Raw genomic sequence first — 15,956 nt, 5'->3', positions numbered from 1 at the left:
AGGTTAATGTCCATTTAAATCCTGTCCAAAGTACTGCTTTATGCAAAGCAGGTATCCGCAATAAAAACGTGTGAATTTGTTTAATGGTTGAGCAGGCTACCCGAGGTGAGTGGCCGATACAATGCTCCCAGAGGCCACTATGATCTGTTCAGACCAGATGATTTTACTGAACTTTTGTTTTTTGTATTTTTAATGCAATTAACTTATTGATAATTAATGGATATGAGTAGTTTTTTAGTGTTTATGCTCTATTTTTTGACTTGGTGAGATCTATGTCATGTTTTTGTAAGTAACATTTAATAGATGACTGTTCCGTAAGGCTAAGTGTGATCTGTGTTTTAATTTGTTATTATTTGAAAAATTAGTTTTAAGTCCGCATATGAAGGGTGTTTCCTGCCCAAATTCTCTATGTTTCTCTCAAAACATAGGTGAGTTAAATTTGTTCGTTTTGATGTTTTATTGATGGCTTTATGAATAGTGATTTTTAAGAAGTGAGTGCTCAAAAGATGGAAACACCAGTCGTTGATTTGTGGCTTTGTTCTCTAAGCAATTTGGATGAAGGTACTGATCATGTGTCGTGCCTTAAACAGAAACTGACCGACGATGAAGTCGCTAAGGTTGAGCGTTATCGAATGCCTTCATCTCAGATCCAAGCGCTCTATGTTCGTAACTACTTACGAGAGGTTCTGTCGATCTACTCTGATTTGACGGCTGAAGAGTGGCGATTTGAGTATGGTGAAAAAGGCAAACCAAGCTTGATTGCAGAGCAGCAACACAAAACCGGACTGAATTTCAATATTAGCCACAGTCAAGATCATTTACTGATTGCTGTCTGCCGAACGAAAGGGCAACCACTACAGCTTGGGGTGGATATAGAACATGCAAGAAGCTCGACCAACATCGCGGCGATCATGAAGCATTACTTTTCGGAATTTGAGATTAACGATTTACTCGAGCTGGATGAGGTATCTCAAAGAGAACGTTTTTTTGATTTGTGGGCACTGAAAGAGTCGTACATCAAAGCGACAGGTAAGGGGTTGGCCACATCATTGAAAAGTTTTTCGTTCGATTTTTCCAATCTAACTCAACAAACGCTGCCAGTTCATTCGTCGGGTTTACGACCAGAGTTACATGGAGGAATCATTGTCCATAACGGTGTAGGGTTGGATGCTGCTGAAAATGACAATACTTCAACAGATTGGCAATGCAGTTTAGGAAGGCTGGATAACCAGTTTCGATTTGCCGTGACGCTTGGTGGTGCAACGCTTCCTATGCAATTAGAGATTAAGTGCTTCCCCAAATCGAAGCTACTTGGCTGAGTTTACGTTCGTTACACTAGAACCTTTAGCTTCTAATCTTGAACACGGCTCGCTCTCAGCCATTCGTAATATTGGCTAACTCGTTTCGCCAAGCATCGCTTTTAATACTTCTGCGGGTACAGGCTGAAGTTGTTTGTCTTTATCTAAACAGACCATTTCGATATCACCAATCACAGCGGGTTTGGTTGCATCTTTACGCCACACTTCTTGTCGCCATAGCGTTTTGTATTTGCCATCGAGTTCAAAAGAGGTTCGGATGTCGCAGATCTCAGCGAATTCAACACCATCTTGAAAAGTCATGTTGGCTTTATAGACCGCAAAACCTAGTCCGTGCTCGTTCCACAATTCCGCCAGTTTATCGCTACCCAAGACATGTTCGCGCGCACGCTCAAAGTATTTTAGAAAGTTAGGGTGATAAACCACACCTGAGTGATCGGTATCTTCATAGTAAATTTGTACTGGGTGATGGTAGATCTGACTCATTAGTATCAACTCTTGGTAAGTAGTGGGGCTGTAAATCTGACTAAGTTGTGCAGCACTCTACAGGATAGGTCGAAATTACTTCAAGGTATCATCGGCAATGTGGCTTTTGGTCAGACCTCATTCATTACTATTACATTGGTCAGCTTCCACCCATTTACAAATATTCTATGTGTCATTTCCCACCCATTGATTTTTGCAGCGAGTTGGTGATTGCAGCAGGCAGATATCATGAAGCCTTATGGTTAAAGGGTTGTTAATGATTTGTGTCAATGTGGCGCGCTAATTGCCTTAGTGAAAGCACGCAGTTCCCATTGAAGGGCTGTTTTGTTTACTAAGGAGAATAATAATGTTTAAGCCTCTTACCCTGCTGTCTGTCTCTGCTCTGGCGCTCACAAGTTTTAATGCTGCTGCAAACTGTGATCCAGGTGAAATCGTGATTAAATTCAGTCATGTAACCAATACGGATAAGCACCCGAAAGGCATTGCCGCTTCTTTACTGGAAGAGCGAGTAAACACGGAAATGAATGGCAAAGCTTGTATGCAAGTTTTCCCTAACTCAACACTTTACGATGATAATAAGGTACTGGAAGCCCTGTTAAATGGTGATGTTCAAATGGCGGCGCCATCGTTGTCTAAATTTGAGAAGTTCACTAAGAAATACCGCATTTTTGACCTTCCTTTCCTATTTGAAGACGTAGAAGCCGTTGACCGTTTCCAAAACTCAGAATCTGGCGAAAAACTGAAGAATGCGATGAAGCGTCGTGGCCTGCAAGGTCTTGCGTTTTGGCACAATGGCATGAAACAGATGTCAGCAAACAAACCTCTTATCAATCCTGAAGACGCGGAAGGCTTGAAATTCCGTGTTCAAGCATCAGACGTATTGGTGGCTCAGTTTGAACAACTAGGCGCTAACCCACAGAAGATGTCTTTCAAAGAAGTTTATGGTGGCCTGCAAACTAAGGTTATCGATGGTCAAGAGAACACATGGTCAAACATCTACGGTAAGAAGTTCTTTGAAGTACAAGACGGCGTAACTGAAACCAATCACGGTATCTTGGATTACCTAGTGGTAACGTCAAACGACTTCTGGAAAGACCTACCTGAAGATGTACGTACACAGCTTGGCACTATCGTTCAAGAAGTCTCTGAAACACGTAATGCAGAATCTTCAAAAGTTAACCTAGCGAACAAAAATAACATCATCGAAGCCGGTGGTGAGGTTCGTACACTTACGCCTGAACAGCGTGAAGCATGGGTAGCTGCACTTCAACCAGTATGGAAGAAGTTTGAAAAAGACATCGGTTCAGACCTTATCGATGCAGCGTTAGCTTCAAACCAATAACACCGCTAAGGGAGTGGCGTGCATTTCGCCACTCCTTATTAAAATAACTATAAGCGGAGTCAATTATGGATAATCCTCAAATGGAACAACCAAATTCTAGCGAATCAGCACTGGAAACCTCTCTTTTTTCCAAAGTCGGAAGAGTTACGGATGTGATTGAAGAGTCATTAATCGCATTTTTCCTTGGCGCAATGACGCTACTTACTTTTGCTAATGTGGTATTCAGATACGCATTCAATGGCAATATCTTGTGGGCACTAGAACTGACTGTGTTCATGTTCGCTTGGATGGTGTTAGTGGGCGCATCTTATGGCGTTAAAAAACACTTCCACATTGGCGTTGATGTGATCATTAACCTTGCCCCAGAAAAGCTGCGTAAAGTGTATGCGTTAATCGCCGTCACAAGCTGCTTAGCATTCTCAATCTTACTTCTTATCGGTTCTTGGAATTACTGGTACCCGTTCGCGACTGAGCGCGCTTGGTACGAGACCGATGATATTCCAATGCCCGAGATGCTTCAGTTTCTTGCCGACTGGCTGAATGAAGGCGAGCGATACGAGAAACTGCCACGTTTTATTCCTTATATGGCGCTGCCGATTGGTATGGCAATGCTGACGTTCCGATTCATCCAAATCGCTTATCAAGTGGCGACGGGCAAGCTTGACCGCATGATTGCAGGCCATGAAGCCGAAGAAGAGCTGGATGCATTGAAAGCTGATGTGTTAGCGGGTTCTGATGAAGACGCGACAGCGGTATTGGATTCGACTAAGCAAAACAAGGCGAACGAGTCGGGTACAAAATCTAACGGTAAGGAAGACTAATCATGGCAATGTTATTTCTATTTTTAATGGTAATTGCTTTCATGTTGGTCGGTGTACCAATTGCGATTTCCCTTGGTTTATCAAGTGTCATATTCTTGTTGATGCACTCTGATGCGTCACTAGCTTCGGTTGCACAAACGCTGTTTAATGCATTTGCAGGCCACTACACACTCTTAGCGATCCCTTTCTTTATCTTGGCCTCTAGCTTCATGTCCACTGGCGGTGTGGCGAAACGTATTATCCGTTTTGCTATCGCAATGGTCGGCTGGTTCCGCGGCGGTTTAGCGATGGCGTCGGTTGTGGCATGTATGATGTTCGCAGCGTTATCTGGATCGTCTCCAGCAACGGTAGTAGCAATCGGTAGTATTGTTATCGCTGGTATGATCAAAAACGGTTACACAAAAGAATTCGCGGCAGGGGTTATCTGTAATGCGGGTACTTTGGGTATCTTGATTCCACCGTCAATTGTTATGGTTGTTTACGCTGCGGCGACCGATGTATCGGTAGGTCGTATGTTCCTCGGTGGCGTTATTCCTGGTCTGTTGGCGGGTGTGATGTTGATGATTGCTATCTACATTGCAGCACGTATTAAGAAGATTCCTGCACAGCCGTTTGTGGGCTGGGGTGAGATGTTCGCAGCAGCAAAAGACGCAAGTTGGGGTCTGCTACTGATTGTCATCATTTTGGGTGGTATCTACGGCGGTATCTTTACGCCGACGGAAGCGGCGGCTGTTGCAGCGGTATACGCGTTCTTTATTGCCAACTTTATCTATAAAGATATGGGGCCTTTCGCTGACAAGAAGAATACAAAGCCTGCTTTGGTTAAGGTGTTCCAAACGTTTTTCCATAAAGACACCAAAGACACACTTTACGATGCAGGCAAGCTGACGATCATGCTGCTGTTTATCATTGCCAATGCTCTGATTCTTAAGCATGTACTGACCGAAGAACGCATTCCTCAAATGATCACTGAGTCTATGCTATCTGCGGGCTTGGGTCCGATCACCTTTTTGATTGTAGTAAACGTTTTACTCTTGATTGGTGGGCAGTTCATGGAGCCATCAGGCTTGCTGATCATCGTTGCTCCTTTGGTATTCCCAATTGCAATTGCGCTCGGTATCGACCCAATTCACCTAGGTATCATGATGGTGGTGAACATGGAGATAGGGATGATAACGCCGCCTGTTGGGCTCAATTTGTTTGTGACCGCCGGGGTCGCGAAGATGTCGATGATGAACGTGGTAAAAGCCGCATTGCCGTGGGTTGGGGTGATGTTCTTATTCCTGATTATCGTCACTTACGTACCTTGGGTATCAACATGGTTACCAACCACCTTGATGGGACCAGAGATCATAACCAAGTAGCTATTTGAGTCATTCACTGACATGGAATTTAATCCATAAAAAATGAGGAGGTCGCTAGACCTCCTCATCTATATTTCTGCCACGATTTGAATGAGGCTTTATCTGCTCATACAAAGCGCGTTTTGCCTCTAATTCTGGCGTGTGTAGATCGACATGATTGTCAGCATAAAAAATACCATCTATCTCGAAAGTATCGGTAATCGATGGCACTTTTGTTTTCTCACCCATAGTTATTTCCTTATTACTTTGATTGCATAACATCCTGTTATCAAAATAAGTATAGGTGATCTTGCTCCCAAATCTAATTTAGTTTTCGTTTTGTCTGTATGACTCTTTCACTAGCTGGTGTTTTTGCATCTTATCGTAGAGTGTTTTTCGGGGAAGTTGTAGTCTATCCATCGTCTCTTTGATGCTGCCATTACACTCAATAAGCGCTTGCTTTAACGTGTTTTTCTCAAAATCACAAACCAGTTCTGCTAACGACAAATGTTGGGTCGACTCCGAAGTGCTGTCTGATAAGTGAGATAGCTTGCCTAAAAGTACGAAACGCTCCGCAGTGTTACGCAATTCTCGTACATTTCCCGGCCAATCGTGGGCTAAAAGCTCGTGCAGTTCTTTCTGTGGAATTGCCGGGGCTGTTTTGCCATAACGCGCCGCAGCGACCAGTAGGAAGTGGTGGAAGAGTGCTGGGATATCTTCTTGTCGGCTTCTTAACGGCGGTAAATCTAAGGTCACAACATTGAGTCGATAATAGAGGTCTTGGCGGAAAGTGCCTTCTTCAGCGGCTTTCTTTAGGTCGACTTTAGTTGCCGCAATCACTCGAATGTCTAGAGGGACTAAACCATTAGACCCAACTCTTTCGATGACGCGTTCTTGCAAGACGCGCAACAGGCGAATTTGTGCCTGCATTGGCATGGACTCAATTTCATCTAAGAATAGAGTTCCGCCCTGAGCAAATTCAAATTTACCGACACGTTTGCTTTCTGCGCCAGTGAATGCCCCTTTCTCATGGCCATACAGTTCACTCTCAATCAGATTTTCAGGTACTGCGCCGCAGTTGACTGCGACGAAGTTTTGTTCTCGCCTGCTGCTTTGTTCATGCAGAGAGCGTGCAACTAATTCTTTGCCAGTGCCTGTTTCGCCAAATAGCAATATGTCGGCATTGGTATCGGCAACGTGAGTGATGATAGACCGCAGCTCCGTCATTGATTGCGTGTCACCAATGATCCTTGGACCAAGTGCTTGGCTGGCTTTGAGTGAACGTTTTAACTCAAGGTTCTCTAGTGTGAGCTGACGTTTTTCTATCGCTCGCTTAGTGGTTTCGATTAGGCGTTCATTAGCGAAAGGTTTTTCAATGAAGTCATAGGCGCCGTATTGGATGGCTTGAACGGCCATTGAAATATCGCCGTGACCAGTAATCATGATCACGGGGATCTCTTTGTCTTTGTGCATCACGGTGTTGAGCAGATCATGCCCGGATAGACCTGGTAGACAGATATCAGTGATGATCACGTGAGGTAAGCCGTTTTCTTGAATCGCGAGCAGAGCAGACTCCGCATCGGGAAAGAATTCGGCATCAATGTCGGCGAGCTCGAAGCTCTGTTCAATCGCCATTCTTAGATCGGATTCATCATCAATGAAATAGACGTGACACATAGTGATTCCTTTACTTCTTTGTATTCTGGTTATTGCTGAGTTTTTGTTTGCTGTTCATGTCCAACAAGGGGCAACTCTATGCTGATTCGAGCACCGCCTTGAGGGCTACTACCGGTAACGAGCTTGCCATTTATTCCGTTGATTATTTGTTGAGAAATCGATAGCCCAAGTCCAAGTCCGTTTTTCTTGGTGGTATGGAAGGGTTCAAAAAAGTTTCCGCTAGAAGGGGAGGTGAAGCCGGGGCCGTTATCATCGACATGAATTAGCAAGGTATTGGCTTGCTGATGGTCGGACTCTCTAATCTCTAACAGAATAGCTAATTGTTTGTCATCTTGTTGTTCCACCGCCTGAATCGCGTTGGTCAGCAGGTTAATGATCACCTGTTCCAGTTGAATGGCGTTGGCGAGCACGCAAGCATCAAAGGTCTCAGGGAGTTCGTTGACCTTAACTCGCTCGCTCTTGAGTTGTGGCTTCATCAGCTCTTTCGATGAATGTAAAACTGGGAGTATTTGTAAGGTGTGTAGCTCTTCCGCAGTAGATTTTTTGGCGAACGAGCGAAGCTGGTGGCTGATTTTCGCCATACGATCAGTGAGTGCCGAGATTCGCGATAGATTGTCATCGACACGATCGGTTTTTTCTTTGGCAAGAAACAATCGGCCGTTGTCGGCATAACTGCGAATCGCGGCAAGCGGGTTATTCAGTTCGTGACTGATGCTCGCTGACATCTGCCCTAGCACTGCTAGTTTGGCGGCTTGGATGAGCTCGTCTTGGGTTTGCCTCAGAACATGCTCGGTTTCGATACGGTGTTTGATCTCAACATGTAACTCCGATGTACGTTCAAGCACTTGAAATTCGAGTTTTTGCTTGGCTTCGGATTGCAGCCTGTCTATCTGTGCTCGTCTTTGTTGTCTATGGTGGTTGAGCTGCATTGTTAGATAAATAATCGCAAAGATTAGGCTCAAAACCACAAGGTAAGCAACCAAGTCCCACCAAACTAAGTGGGTTGGAGAAAATACCCGTATGGTGAGTCTTGGTTCGGCTAGGAAACGCGAAGAACTAAAGAACTGCTCTTGGACGAGTTTGTGTGGCGACTCAATACGACTGGTGGCACTGTCTAAATCGCCGGAGAAGTGCAGGCTTTCTATTTTTGTATCGAGATACTGCCTGCTTTCTTGAATTCGAGTGTGTTGTACTTCGCTTAGCGGCTGAAGGCTTTTGAACAGCCACTCAGGGTTACTCGACATAAATACAATTTGATCTTTATCGTCAGCAACAAAAAAACTCTGTTTGCCTTTCCAACTTGCTTCAATCAGCGATAAATCCATCTTTACGACAATGACGCCAATAATCTCGGCGGCATAGGAGACGGGGTAAGAATAATAATAGCCTCGCTTTCCAGAGGTTGAACCTAGCGCAAAATATTGATTTTCATTGCCAATAATCGCTTCTTGAAAGTAGGGGCGGAAAGCAAAGTTACGACGAATAAAAGAACGCGGTTGATTCCAGTTACTGGCTGCAATGGTGGTGCCGATACTGTCTAGTAGGTAGGTGTCGGATGCTTGAATCACCGAGTTTACGTGCTCTAGATAACGATTAGTGAGTTCGATTTGCGCAGAGTTACTTGGAGAGTGCAGGGCATCGACCAGCTCTTTGTCTTTTGAAAGCAGCTCGGGAATGTGCGCGAACTTATCCAATTGGCTTGAAATATGAACAGAAAAGCGGTCCAGCTTAGATTGATGATCATTTAACAAACTTTCATGGCTCGTGCTCCACACCCAATGACCGCCAAACACCATCAGTAAACTGTATGTGACCATTAACAGTATTGGGATTTTAAAAGCTTGAAACATGAAGGCTCTCCGCTGATTTCTTTGGTAAACAATCAAGCCTGTCTTCTCTCGTTTATGGTAGCAAATAGCGGTAGTTTTTGCTGAAAGCAGAGAGTGAACAGATGGATGTAGGTTAAGGGTTTGTAACGGGGATTGTTGAAAAAGTTATCGACTCTGAGGGGTAAAACAAGAGCAAGATCTCTTTTTAAGGTTTTTAGCAAAAAAAGCCCTCGATTCCCTTGAAAAAGTCGCTATTGTCCCCATTTCTGTTGTGCTAAGTGATGATTTGATCGTTTTTGTATCACTTAGTTGGACGAATTTAGAGCATTCATCATCATGCAGAGGTGAACGGCTCGACAGAGATTAAACAGATCGCTAGAATGTCGCGTCTAAAATTTCTGTCCTGAGGCTAATCGGAGATACCTTTCTTGTTTCTGAAAACAAGCTTTATTGCGTTTTAATCGACGTGTGAAGAACGAAGATATCGCTGATTAGTCTGGTGTTTGGTTGAATAATCAATTCAGACATCAATGCTCGATTTTAAATTAGGTGTTCGGATAGAGCACTACACAAGGATGCAGCCAACAACGTCTGCTTTTGAATTAAAGCTAAGTTACGGCTCATATGCTCAGATTACTGAGCCAGTTTTGAGGTTTATATAATGCAAGTTACTGTTGAAACGCTAGAAGGCCTAGAGCGCCGTCTTAATATTACTGTTCCTGCTGCTAACATCGAAGATGCAGTTACAGCTGAACTACGCAACATCGCGAAAAACCGTCGTTTCGATGGTTTCCGTAAAGGCAAAGTGCCAATGAAGATGGTTGCTAAAATGTACGGCAAAGCAGTACGTCAAGACGTGATGGGCGAAGTAATGCAACGTCACTTCATCGAAGCGATCGTTAAAGAGAAAATCAACCCAGCTGGCGCACCTACTTTCGCACCAGTTGAAAACAACGAAGGCGCTGACCTAGTATTCAACGCAACTTTTGAAGTTTACCCAGAAGTTGAGCTGAAAGGTCTAGAAAACATCACTGTTGAGAAACCAGCAGTAGAAGTTAAAGAAGCTGACGTTGAAGAGATGATCGAAACTCTACGTAAGCAACAAGCAACTTGGACTGAAGTTGAAGCTGCTGCTGACGCTGGTTCTCGTGCAACTATCGACTTCGTTGGTTCTATCGACGGTGAAGAGTTTGAAGGCGGCAAAGCTGAGAACTTCCCACTAGAGATGGGCGCTGGTCGCATGATCCCTGGCTTCGAAGACGGTATCGTTGGTAAAACAGCAGGTATGGAATTCGAAATCGACGTAAACTTCCCAGAAGATTACCACGCTGAAAACCTAAAAGGTAAAGCAGCTAAGTTCTCTATCAAGCTGAACAAAGTTGAAGCTCGTGAACTTCCAGAACTAAACGAAGAATTCGTTGCTAAGTTCGGCGCAACTGACGGCGTTGAAGGTCTTAAAGCTGAAGTTCGTAAGAACATGGAGCGTGAGCTTAAGCAAGCTGTTAAGAACCGCATCAAAGAGCAAGCTATCGACGGTCTAGTTAACGAAAACAACATCGACGTACCTTCTGCTCTAATCGATCAAGAGATCGGTGTTCTACGTCAACAAGCTGCTCAACGTTTCGGTGGCAACACTGAAGCTGCTGACCAACTTCCACGTGAGCTGTTCGAAGAGCAAGCTAAACGTCGCGTAGTTGTAGGTCTTCTTCTTGGTGAAGTAATCAAGACTGAAGAGCTAAAAGCTGACGACGAGAAAGTTAAAGCTATCATCGAAGAGATGGCTACAGCATACGAAGATCCAACAGAAGTTATTGCTTACTACGAGCAAAACGAGCAAATGATGAACAACATGCGCAATGTTGCTCTAGAAGAGCAAGCTATTGATGCAATCATCGCTAAAGCTCAAGTTTCTGATAAAGAAGTTAGCTTCAACGAGCTAATGAATCAGCAACCTGCTTAATATAGTAATATCTGACGTAGAAGGTTGACGTACGGTCAACAATTCTGCTAACAATGGTCCGTATGATTTAATCATTCGGGCCATTTATTTTAGGGACATAAGAATATGAGCTACCAAGAAAAAAATACAATGCCATCGATTATGGACGCACTAGTTCCTATGGTGGTTGAACAGACTTCCCGTGGTGAACGTTCTTACGATATTTATTCTCGTCTATTAAAAGAACGTATCATTTTCTTAACAGGTCAAGTGGAAGACCACATGGCAAATCTTGTCGTGGCTCAACTGCTTTTCTTGGAATCAGAAAACCCAGACAAAGATATCTATCTTTACATCAACTCACCTGGCGGTAGCGTAACAGCAGGCATGTCTATCTACGACACAATGCAGTTCATCAAGCCAAACGTGAGCACAGTATGTATGGGTCAAGCTTGCTCTATGGGTGCATTCTTACTAGCGGGTGGTACTCCTGGTAAGCGTCACGTGCTTCCAAACTCACGTGTAATGATTCACCAGCCACTTGGCGGCTTCCAAGGCCAAGCGTCTGATATTCAAATTCACGCGCAAGAGATCCTAACGATCAAACAAAAGCTAAACAAACTATTGGCAGAGCACACTGGTCAGCCTCTAGAAGTTGTTGAGCGCGATACAGATCGTGATAACTTCATGTCTGCTGATCAAGCAGTAGAATACGGCTTGGTGGATTCAGTTCTTAATCACCGCGGTCAATAATTGCAGGGCAATTGTTTAACGCAAAGTGATTCAAATTGATATACACTCAAGCATAGAGAGTTAAGGCTAAGAGGTTAGCGAATGACAGATAAAAGCAAAGAGGGTGGTAGCGGTAAACTGCTTTACTGCTCTTTCTGTGGCAAAAGCCAACACGAAGTTCGCAAGTTAATCGCAGGTCCTTCTGTTTACATTTGTGATGAATGTGTCGATCTTTGTAACGACATTATTCGTGAAGAAATTAAAGATGTTCTTCCTAAGAAAGAATCGGAATCGCTGCCAACGCCGCGTGAGATTCGTGAGCATCTTGACGACTATGTAATCGGTCAAGAATACGCGAAGAAAGTGCTAGCAGTTGCAGTTTATAACCACTACAAGCGTTTACGTAATGGTGACACGACAGCTGAAGGCGTAGAGCTAGGTAAGAGTAACATTCTTCTTATCGGTCCTACTGGTAGTGGTAAAACACTACTTGCTGAAACATTGGCTCGTTTCCTAGACGTTCCTTTCACTATGGCTGATGCAACAACACTAACCGAAGCGGGTTACGTGGGCGAAGATGTTGAAAACATCATCCAGAAGTTGCTTCAGAAATGTGATTACGACGTAGCGAAAGCGGAACGCGGCATTGTTTACATCGATGAAATCGACAAGATTTCTCGTAAAGCTGAAAACCCATCAATCACGCGTGACGTGTCTGGTGAAGGTGTACAGCAAGCTCTACTAAAACTTGTTGAAGGTACAGTTGCTTCAGTTCCACCTCAAGGTGGTCGTAAGCATCCACAGCAAGAGTTCTTGCAAGTGGACACGTCTAAGATCCTATTTATCTGTGGTGGTGCGTTTGCAGGCCTAGATAAAGTGATTGAACAGCGTGTAGAAACAGGTTCAGGTATCGGCTTTGGCGCAGAAGTGCGTTCAAAAGATGAAACCAAAACTATCGGTGAATTGTTCACTCAAGTAGAACCTGAAGATCTAGTGAAATATGGTCTGATTCCAGAATTCATTGGTCGTCTACCTGTGACAACAACACTGACAGAGCTTGATGAAGAAGCGCTAATCCAAATCCTATGTGAGCCAAAGAATGCACTTACAAAACAGTACGCAGCATTATTTGAGCTTGAGGATACAGAGTTAGAATTCCGTGAAGACGCCCTACGTGCCATTGCTAAGAAAGCAATGAACCGTAAAACAGGTGCTCGTGGTCTACGTTCTATCTTGGAGGGTGTTCTACTAGAAACTATGTACGAACTGCCATCTTCAACTGATGTAAGCAAGGTTGTGATTGATGAGTCGGTAATTAATGGTGAGTCAGAACCACTATTAATTTACAGCAACTCAGATAACCAAGCAGCTGTTGCAGAGTAGGTCTTTTTTAGACAAGTCACTCAAATTGAAAAAGGAGGTAAGCAATTACCTCCTTTTTTTTATTCTTCCATTGAATCCAGTCGTTTAAGCCCCATATACTGCTTTATAAGTTAAAGCGGAAGAGAGAAATATATGAACTTGGAACGTTCCGAGCGTATCGAAATCCCCGTGCTACCTCTACGTGATGTAGTGGTTTACCCACACATGGTTATTCCATTGTTTGTTGGTCGTGAAAAATCGATTACTTGCCTTGAATCGGCAATGGAAGCTAACAAACAAGTACTACTTGTAGCGCAGAAAGAAGCGGACACTGATGAGCCTTCAATTGACGACCTATTTAAAGTAGGTACTGTCGCTACCATTCTTCAGTTACTAAAGCTCCCTGATGGTACTGTTAAAGTGCTTGTCGAAGGTCAGCAGCGTGCAAAAATTCACCAATTCAAAGAAAGTGAGTTTTTCTTAGCGGACGCAGAATACGTTGTAACCTCAGAACTTGACGAAAAAGAACAAGAAGTGGTTGTTCGCAGCGCGATCAATCAATTCGAAGGCTTTATTAAGCTGAACAAAAAGATTCCACCAGAAGTTCTAACATCTCTGAACGGTATTGATGAGGCAGCTCGCCTTGCTGATACGATTGCTGCACACATGCCACTTAAACTGGTAGACAAGCAGCACGTTCTAGAAATCTTAGATGTGACTGAACGTCTGGAATTCTTGATGGGCCAAATGGAGTCAGAAATTGACATCTTGCAAGTTGAAAAACGCATTCGTGGCCGCGTTAAGAAGCAAATGGAAAAATCTCAGCGTGAGTACTACCTGAATGAGCAAATGAAAGCGATTCAGAAAGAACTTGGCGAGATGGACGACGCTCCTGATGAATTCGAGACTCTGAAGAAGAAGATCGAAGACTCTAAGATGCCTCAAGAAGCTCGTGAAAAAACCGAGCAAGAACTGCAAAAACTGAAAATGATGTCGCCAATGTCTGCTGAAGCAACAGTAGTACGTAGCTACATTGATTGGATGGTGGGCGTTCCTTGGGCTAAGCGTTCAAAAGTGAAAAAGAATCTAGCGAAAGCGGAAGAGATCTTAAACGAAGACCACTACGGCTTAGAGCGTGTTAAAGAACGTATTCTTGAATACTTGGCAGTACAAAACCGTATCAACAAGCTAAAAGGCCCAATCCTTTGTCTTGTTGGTCCTCCTGGTGTAGGTAAAACCTCGCTAGGTCGTTCGATTGCTGCGGCAACGGGTCGTAAGTACACGCGTATGGCACTTGGTGGCGTTCGTGATGAAGCTGAGATTCGTGGTCACCGTCGTACGTACATCGGTTCACTTCCGGGTAAACTGATCCAGAAGATGTCTAAAGTTGGTGTTAAGAACCCACTGTTCCTATTAGATGAGATCGATAAGATGTCTTCTGATATGCGTGGCGACCCATCTTCAGCACTTCTAGAAGTTCTAGATCCAGAACAAAACAACGCATTTAACGATCACTACCTAGAAGTAGATTACGATCTGTCAGATGTTATGTTCGTGGCAACATCGAACTCGATGGACATTCCTGGGCCTCTACTGGACCGTATGGAAGTGATTCGTCTATCTGGTTACACAGAAGATGAGAAGCTGAACATTGCTAAGAGCCATTTACTGGACAAGCAAGTTCAACGCAACGGTCTTAAGCCTCATGAAATTGAGATTGAAGACTCTGCAATCATCGGCATCATTCGTTACTACACGCGTGAAGCGGGTGTACGTAGCCTAGAGCGTGAAATCTCAAAGATCTGTCGTAAAGCAGTGAAGAACATCTTGCTAGACAGCGATCTTAAGTCTGTAACGGTTAACATTGATAACCTGAAAGAGTACTTAGGTGTTCAACGCCACGACTTCGGTAAAGCGGATGAAAGCAACCGTATCGGTCAAGTAACAGGCCTAGCGTGGACTCAAGTGGGTGGTGATCTACTGACTATCGAGACCGAAGCAATGCCGGGCAAAGGTAAGCTAACGCAAACTGGCTCACTTGGCGACGTGATGAAAGAGTCGATTCAAGCGGCAATGACAGTGGTTCGTTCTCGTGCTGAAAAACTGGGTATCAACTCAGATTTCTACGAAAAACGTGACATTCACGTTCACGTACCAGAAGGTGCTACACCGAAAGATGGCCCGAGTGCGGGTATCGCAATGTGTACTGCACTTGTCTCTAGCTTGACGGGTAACCCGGTTAAAGCAGAGGTCGGTATGACAGGTGAAATTACCCTTCGTGGTGAAGTTTTACCTATCGGTGGCTTGAAAGAAAAACTGCTTGCTGCACACCGTGGCGGCATCAAAACTGTACTGATCCCTAAAGACAATGAGCGTGATTTGGAAGAGATTCCAGACAACGTAATCGCTGACTTGAAGGTGATCCCGGTTCAGTGGATTGATGAAGTACTCAAAGTCGCGCTAGAACGAGATCCGTCAGGGGTCGAGTTTGACGTGAAAAAATAGTGATGCATAGCAAAAATAAGTAAAGAATTACGCTGATAGGCCCGAAAAGGCTTGTCAGCGTTTTTTTTGGACGCTAAGTTATTGATCAAAGCGGCAGCCCTTTTGCAATAAGGCTTGCGGCTAAATTAAAACCAAAATGGAACGTACAGTCATCAGAAGTAGTCACAGATGACACATAGGGGAAAAACAGTGAATAAAACACAACTAGTAGAATCAATCGCAGAAAACGCAGACATCTCTAAAGCTTCAGCTGGCCGCGCTCTAGACGCATTCATCGAAGCAGTTGGCACAACGCTACAATCTGGTGACCAAGTTGCACTTGTTGGCTTTGGTACTTTCAGTGTTCGTACTCGTGCTGCTCGTACAGGTCGTAACCCAAAAACTGGTGAAGAGATCCAAATCGCAGAAGCTAAAGTACCTGGCTTCAAAGCGGGTAAAGCACTTAAAGACGCATGTAACTAATTTTCACTGCTGAAACCTCCATTTAAGAGGGGAAGGCAGTAAAATGCGTTTACTGTTTGAAAAATGATGTTTCATTCTTAAACAGTATGTGTACAAAGCACATTGAACTTATTTAAATTATGCGCATCCTACTGATGCGCAT

The 15,956-nt window shown here is 44.0% G+C and carries 13 protein-coding genes and 1 pseudogene; 10 read left to right on the top strand and 4 right to left on the bottom strand.

Features of this window, described 5'->3' with window-relative positions:
- Window positions 1-506 precede the first annotated feature (506 nt).
- Window positions 507-1,319 carry a 4'-phosphopantetheinyl transferase superfamily protein gene (locus tag AB6E52_RS07275; protein WP_017060627.1) on the top strand — a complete coding sequence of 271 codons (813 nt, stop codon included), beginning with the start codon at window positions 507-509 and terminating at the stop codon, window positions 1,317-1,319.
- A gap of 75 nt (window positions 1,320-1,394) precedes the next feature.
- Here the strand turns inward: AB6E52_RS07275 and AB6E52_RS07270 are convergent, their stop codons facing one another.
- A complete protein-coding gene (locus AB6E52_RS07270) occupies window positions 1,395-1,802 on the bottom strand; it encodes a thioesterase family protein (protein ID WP_004736070.1) in 408 nt (135 codons plus the stop codon).
- Window positions 1,803-2,148: 346 nt separating this feature from the next.
- Here AB6E52_RS07270 and AB6E52_RS07265 point away from each other — a divergent pair, with 346 nt between their 5' ends.
- From AB6E52_RS07265 to AB6E52_RS07255, 3 genes are all read left to right on the top strand, one after another.
- The gene (locus AB6E52_RS07265) at window positions 2,149-3,144 is read left to right on the top strand and encodes a TRAP transporter substrate-binding protein (RefSeq protein ID WP_004736072.1); all 996 of its coding nucleotides are present in this window, start codon (window positions 2,149-2,151) and stop codon (window positions 3,142-3,144) included.
- Between the two features lie 65 nt (window positions 3,145-3,209).
- Window positions 3,210-3,965, top strand: coding sequence for a TRAP transporter small permease (locus AB6E52_RS07260; protein ID WP_054548189.1), 756 nt, complete (start codon window positions 3,210-3,212; stop codon window positions 3,963-3,965).
- 2 nt (window positions 3,966-3,967) lie between these two features.
- Window positions 3,968-5,329: a TRAP transporter large permease gene (locus tag AB6E52_RS07255; RefSeq protein ID WP_004736074.1), complete on the top strand. Its 1,362-nt coding sequence runs from the start codon at window positions 3,968-3,970 to the stop codon at window positions 5,327-5,329.
- A gap of 54 nt (window positions 5,330-5,383) precedes the next feature.
- Here the strand turns inward: AB6E52_RS07255 and AB6E52_RS07250 are convergent, their stop codons facing one another.
- The 3 genes from AB6E52_RS07250 to AB6E52_RS07240 form a co-directional block, all read right to left on the bottom strand.
- Window positions 5,384-5,557, bottom strand: coding sequence for a hypothetical protein (locus AB6E52_RS07250; protein ID WP_017060624.1), 174 nt, complete (start codon window positions 5,555-5,557; stop codon window positions 5,384-5,386).
- A 78-nt stretch (window positions 5,558-5,635) separates the two neighbouring features.
- Window positions 5,636-6,985, bottom strand: coding sequence for a sigma-54 dependent transcriptional regulator (locus tag AB6E52_RS07245; protein WP_102320185.1), 1,350 nt, complete (start codon window positions 6,983-6,985; stop codon window positions 5,636-5,638).
- 29 nt (window positions 6,986-7,014) lie between these two features.
- Window positions 7,015-8,835 (bottom strand): ATP-binding protein, encoded by a 1,821-nt coding sequence (locus AB6E52_RS07240; RefSeq protein ID WP_017060622.1) that lies wholly within the window; start codon window positions 8,833-8,835, stop codon window positions 7,015-7,017.
- Between the two features lie 163 nt (window positions 8,836-8,998).
- Here AB6E52_RS07240 and AB6E52_RS07235 point away from each other — a divergent pair.
- The 6 genes and pseudogenes from AB6E52_RS07235 to AB6E52_RS07210 form a co-directional block, all read left to right on the top strand.
- Window positions 8,999-9,181 (top strand): annotated as a pseudogene (locus AB6E52_RS07235) (hypothetical protein); the annotation flags it as partial.
- 294 nt (window positions 9,182-9,475) lie between these two features.
- Window positions 9,476-10,774 carry a trigger factor gene (tig, locus tag AB6E52_RS07230; protein WP_017065881.1) on the top strand — a complete coding sequence of 433 codons (1,299 nt, stop codon included), beginning with the start codon at window positions 9,476-9,478 and terminating at the stop codon, window positions 10,772-10,774.
- 105 nt (window positions 10,775-10,879) lie between these two features.
- Window positions 10,880-11,506, top strand: a complete 627-nt coding sequence (clpP, locus tag AB6E52_RS07225) for an ATP-dependent Clp endopeptidase proteolytic subunit ClpP (protein ID WP_004736080.1) — start codon at window positions 10,880-10,882, stop codon at window positions 11,504-11,506.
- A gap of 81 nt (window positions 11,507-11,587) precedes the next feature.
- Window positions 11,588-12,868 carry an ATP-dependent protease ATP-binding subunit ClpX gene (gene clpX / locus AB6E52_RS07220; protein ID WP_009847283.1) on the top strand — a complete coding sequence of 427 codons (1,281 nt, stop codon included), beginning with the start codon at window positions 11,588-11,590 and terminating at the stop codon, window positions 12,866-12,868.
- A gap of 132 nt (window positions 12,869-13,000) precedes the next feature.
- Window positions 13,001-15,352 (top strand): endopeptidase La, encoded by a 2,352-nt coding sequence (lon, locus tag AB6E52_RS07215; RefSeq protein ID WP_017060619.1) that lies wholly within the window; start codon window positions 13,001-13,003, stop codon window positions 15,350-15,352.
- A 168-nt stretch (window positions 15,353-15,520) separates the two neighbouring features.
- Entirely contained in the window at window positions 15,521-15,814 is a 294-nt protein-coding gene (locus tag AB6E52_RS07210) for an HU family DNA-binding protein (RefSeq protein ID WP_012604504.1), read from the top strand.
- The last annotated feature ends 142 nt before the right edge of the window (window positions 15,815-15,956 follow it).

The organism is Vibrio sp. 10N.247.311.13, assembly GCF_041467595.1.
GTDB classification, from domain to species: Bacteria; Pseudomonadota; Gammaproteobacteria; order Enterobacterales; family Vibrionaceae; genus Vibrio; species Vibrio crassostreae_C.
The sequence above is the reverse complement of the archived record's forward strand: the minus strand, read 5'-3'. Positions and strand labels throughout refer to the sequence as shown.

Bases quoted from the DNA above. Each gene is read 5' to 3' on its own strand.
- AB6E52_RS07240 (WP_017060622.1), bottom strand. From the start codon at position 8,835: ATGTTTCAAGCTTTTAAAATCCCAATACTGTTAATGGTCACATACAGT.
- lon (WP_017060619.1), top strand. From the start codon at position 13,001: ATGAACTTGGAACGTTCCGAGCGTATCGAAATCCCCGTGCTACCTCTA.
- AB6E52_RS07250 (WP_017060624.1), bottom strand. From the start codon at position 5,557: ATGGGTGAGAAAACAAAAGTGCCATCGATTACCGATACTTTCGAGATA.
- clpX (WP_009847283.1), top strand. From the start codon at position 11,588: ATGACAGATAAAAGCAAAGAGGGTGGTAGCGGTAAACTGCTTTACTGC.
- AB6E52_RS07260 (WP_054548189.1), top strand. From the start codon at position 3,210: ATGGATAATCCTCAAATGGAACAACCAAATTCTAGCGAATCAGCACTG.
- AB6E52_RS07255 (WP_004736074.1), top strand. From the start codon at position 3,968: ATGGCAATGTTATTTCTATTTTTAATGGTAATTGCTTTCATGTTGGTC.
- clpP (WP_004736080.1), top strand. From the start codon at position 10,880: ATGAGCTACCAAGAAAAAAATACAATGCCATCGATTATGGACGCACTA.
- AB6E52_RS07210 (WP_012604504.1), top strand. From the start codon at position 15,521: ATGACACATAGGGGAAAAACAGTGAATAAAACACAACTAGTAGAATCA.
- AB6E52_RS07275 (WP_017060627.1), top strand. From the start codon at position 507: ATGGAAACACCAGTCGTTGATTTGTGGCTTTGTTCTCTAAGCAATTTG.
- AB6E52_RS07265 (WP_004736072.1), top strand. From the start codon at position 2,149: ATGTTTAAGCCTCTTACCCTGCTGTCTGTCTCTGCTCTGGCGCTCACA.
- AB6E52_RS07245 (WP_102320185.1), bottom strand. From the start codon at position 6,985: ATGTGTCACGTCTATTTCATTGATGATGAATCCGATCTAAGAATGGCG.
- AB6E52_RS07270 (WP_004736070.1), bottom strand. From the start codon at position 1,802: ATGAGTCAGATCTACCATCACCCAGTACAAATTTACTATGAAGATACC.
- tig (WP_017065881.1), top strand. From the start codon at position 9,476: ATGCAAGTTACTGTTGAAACGCTAGAAGGCCTAGAGCGCCGTCTTAAT.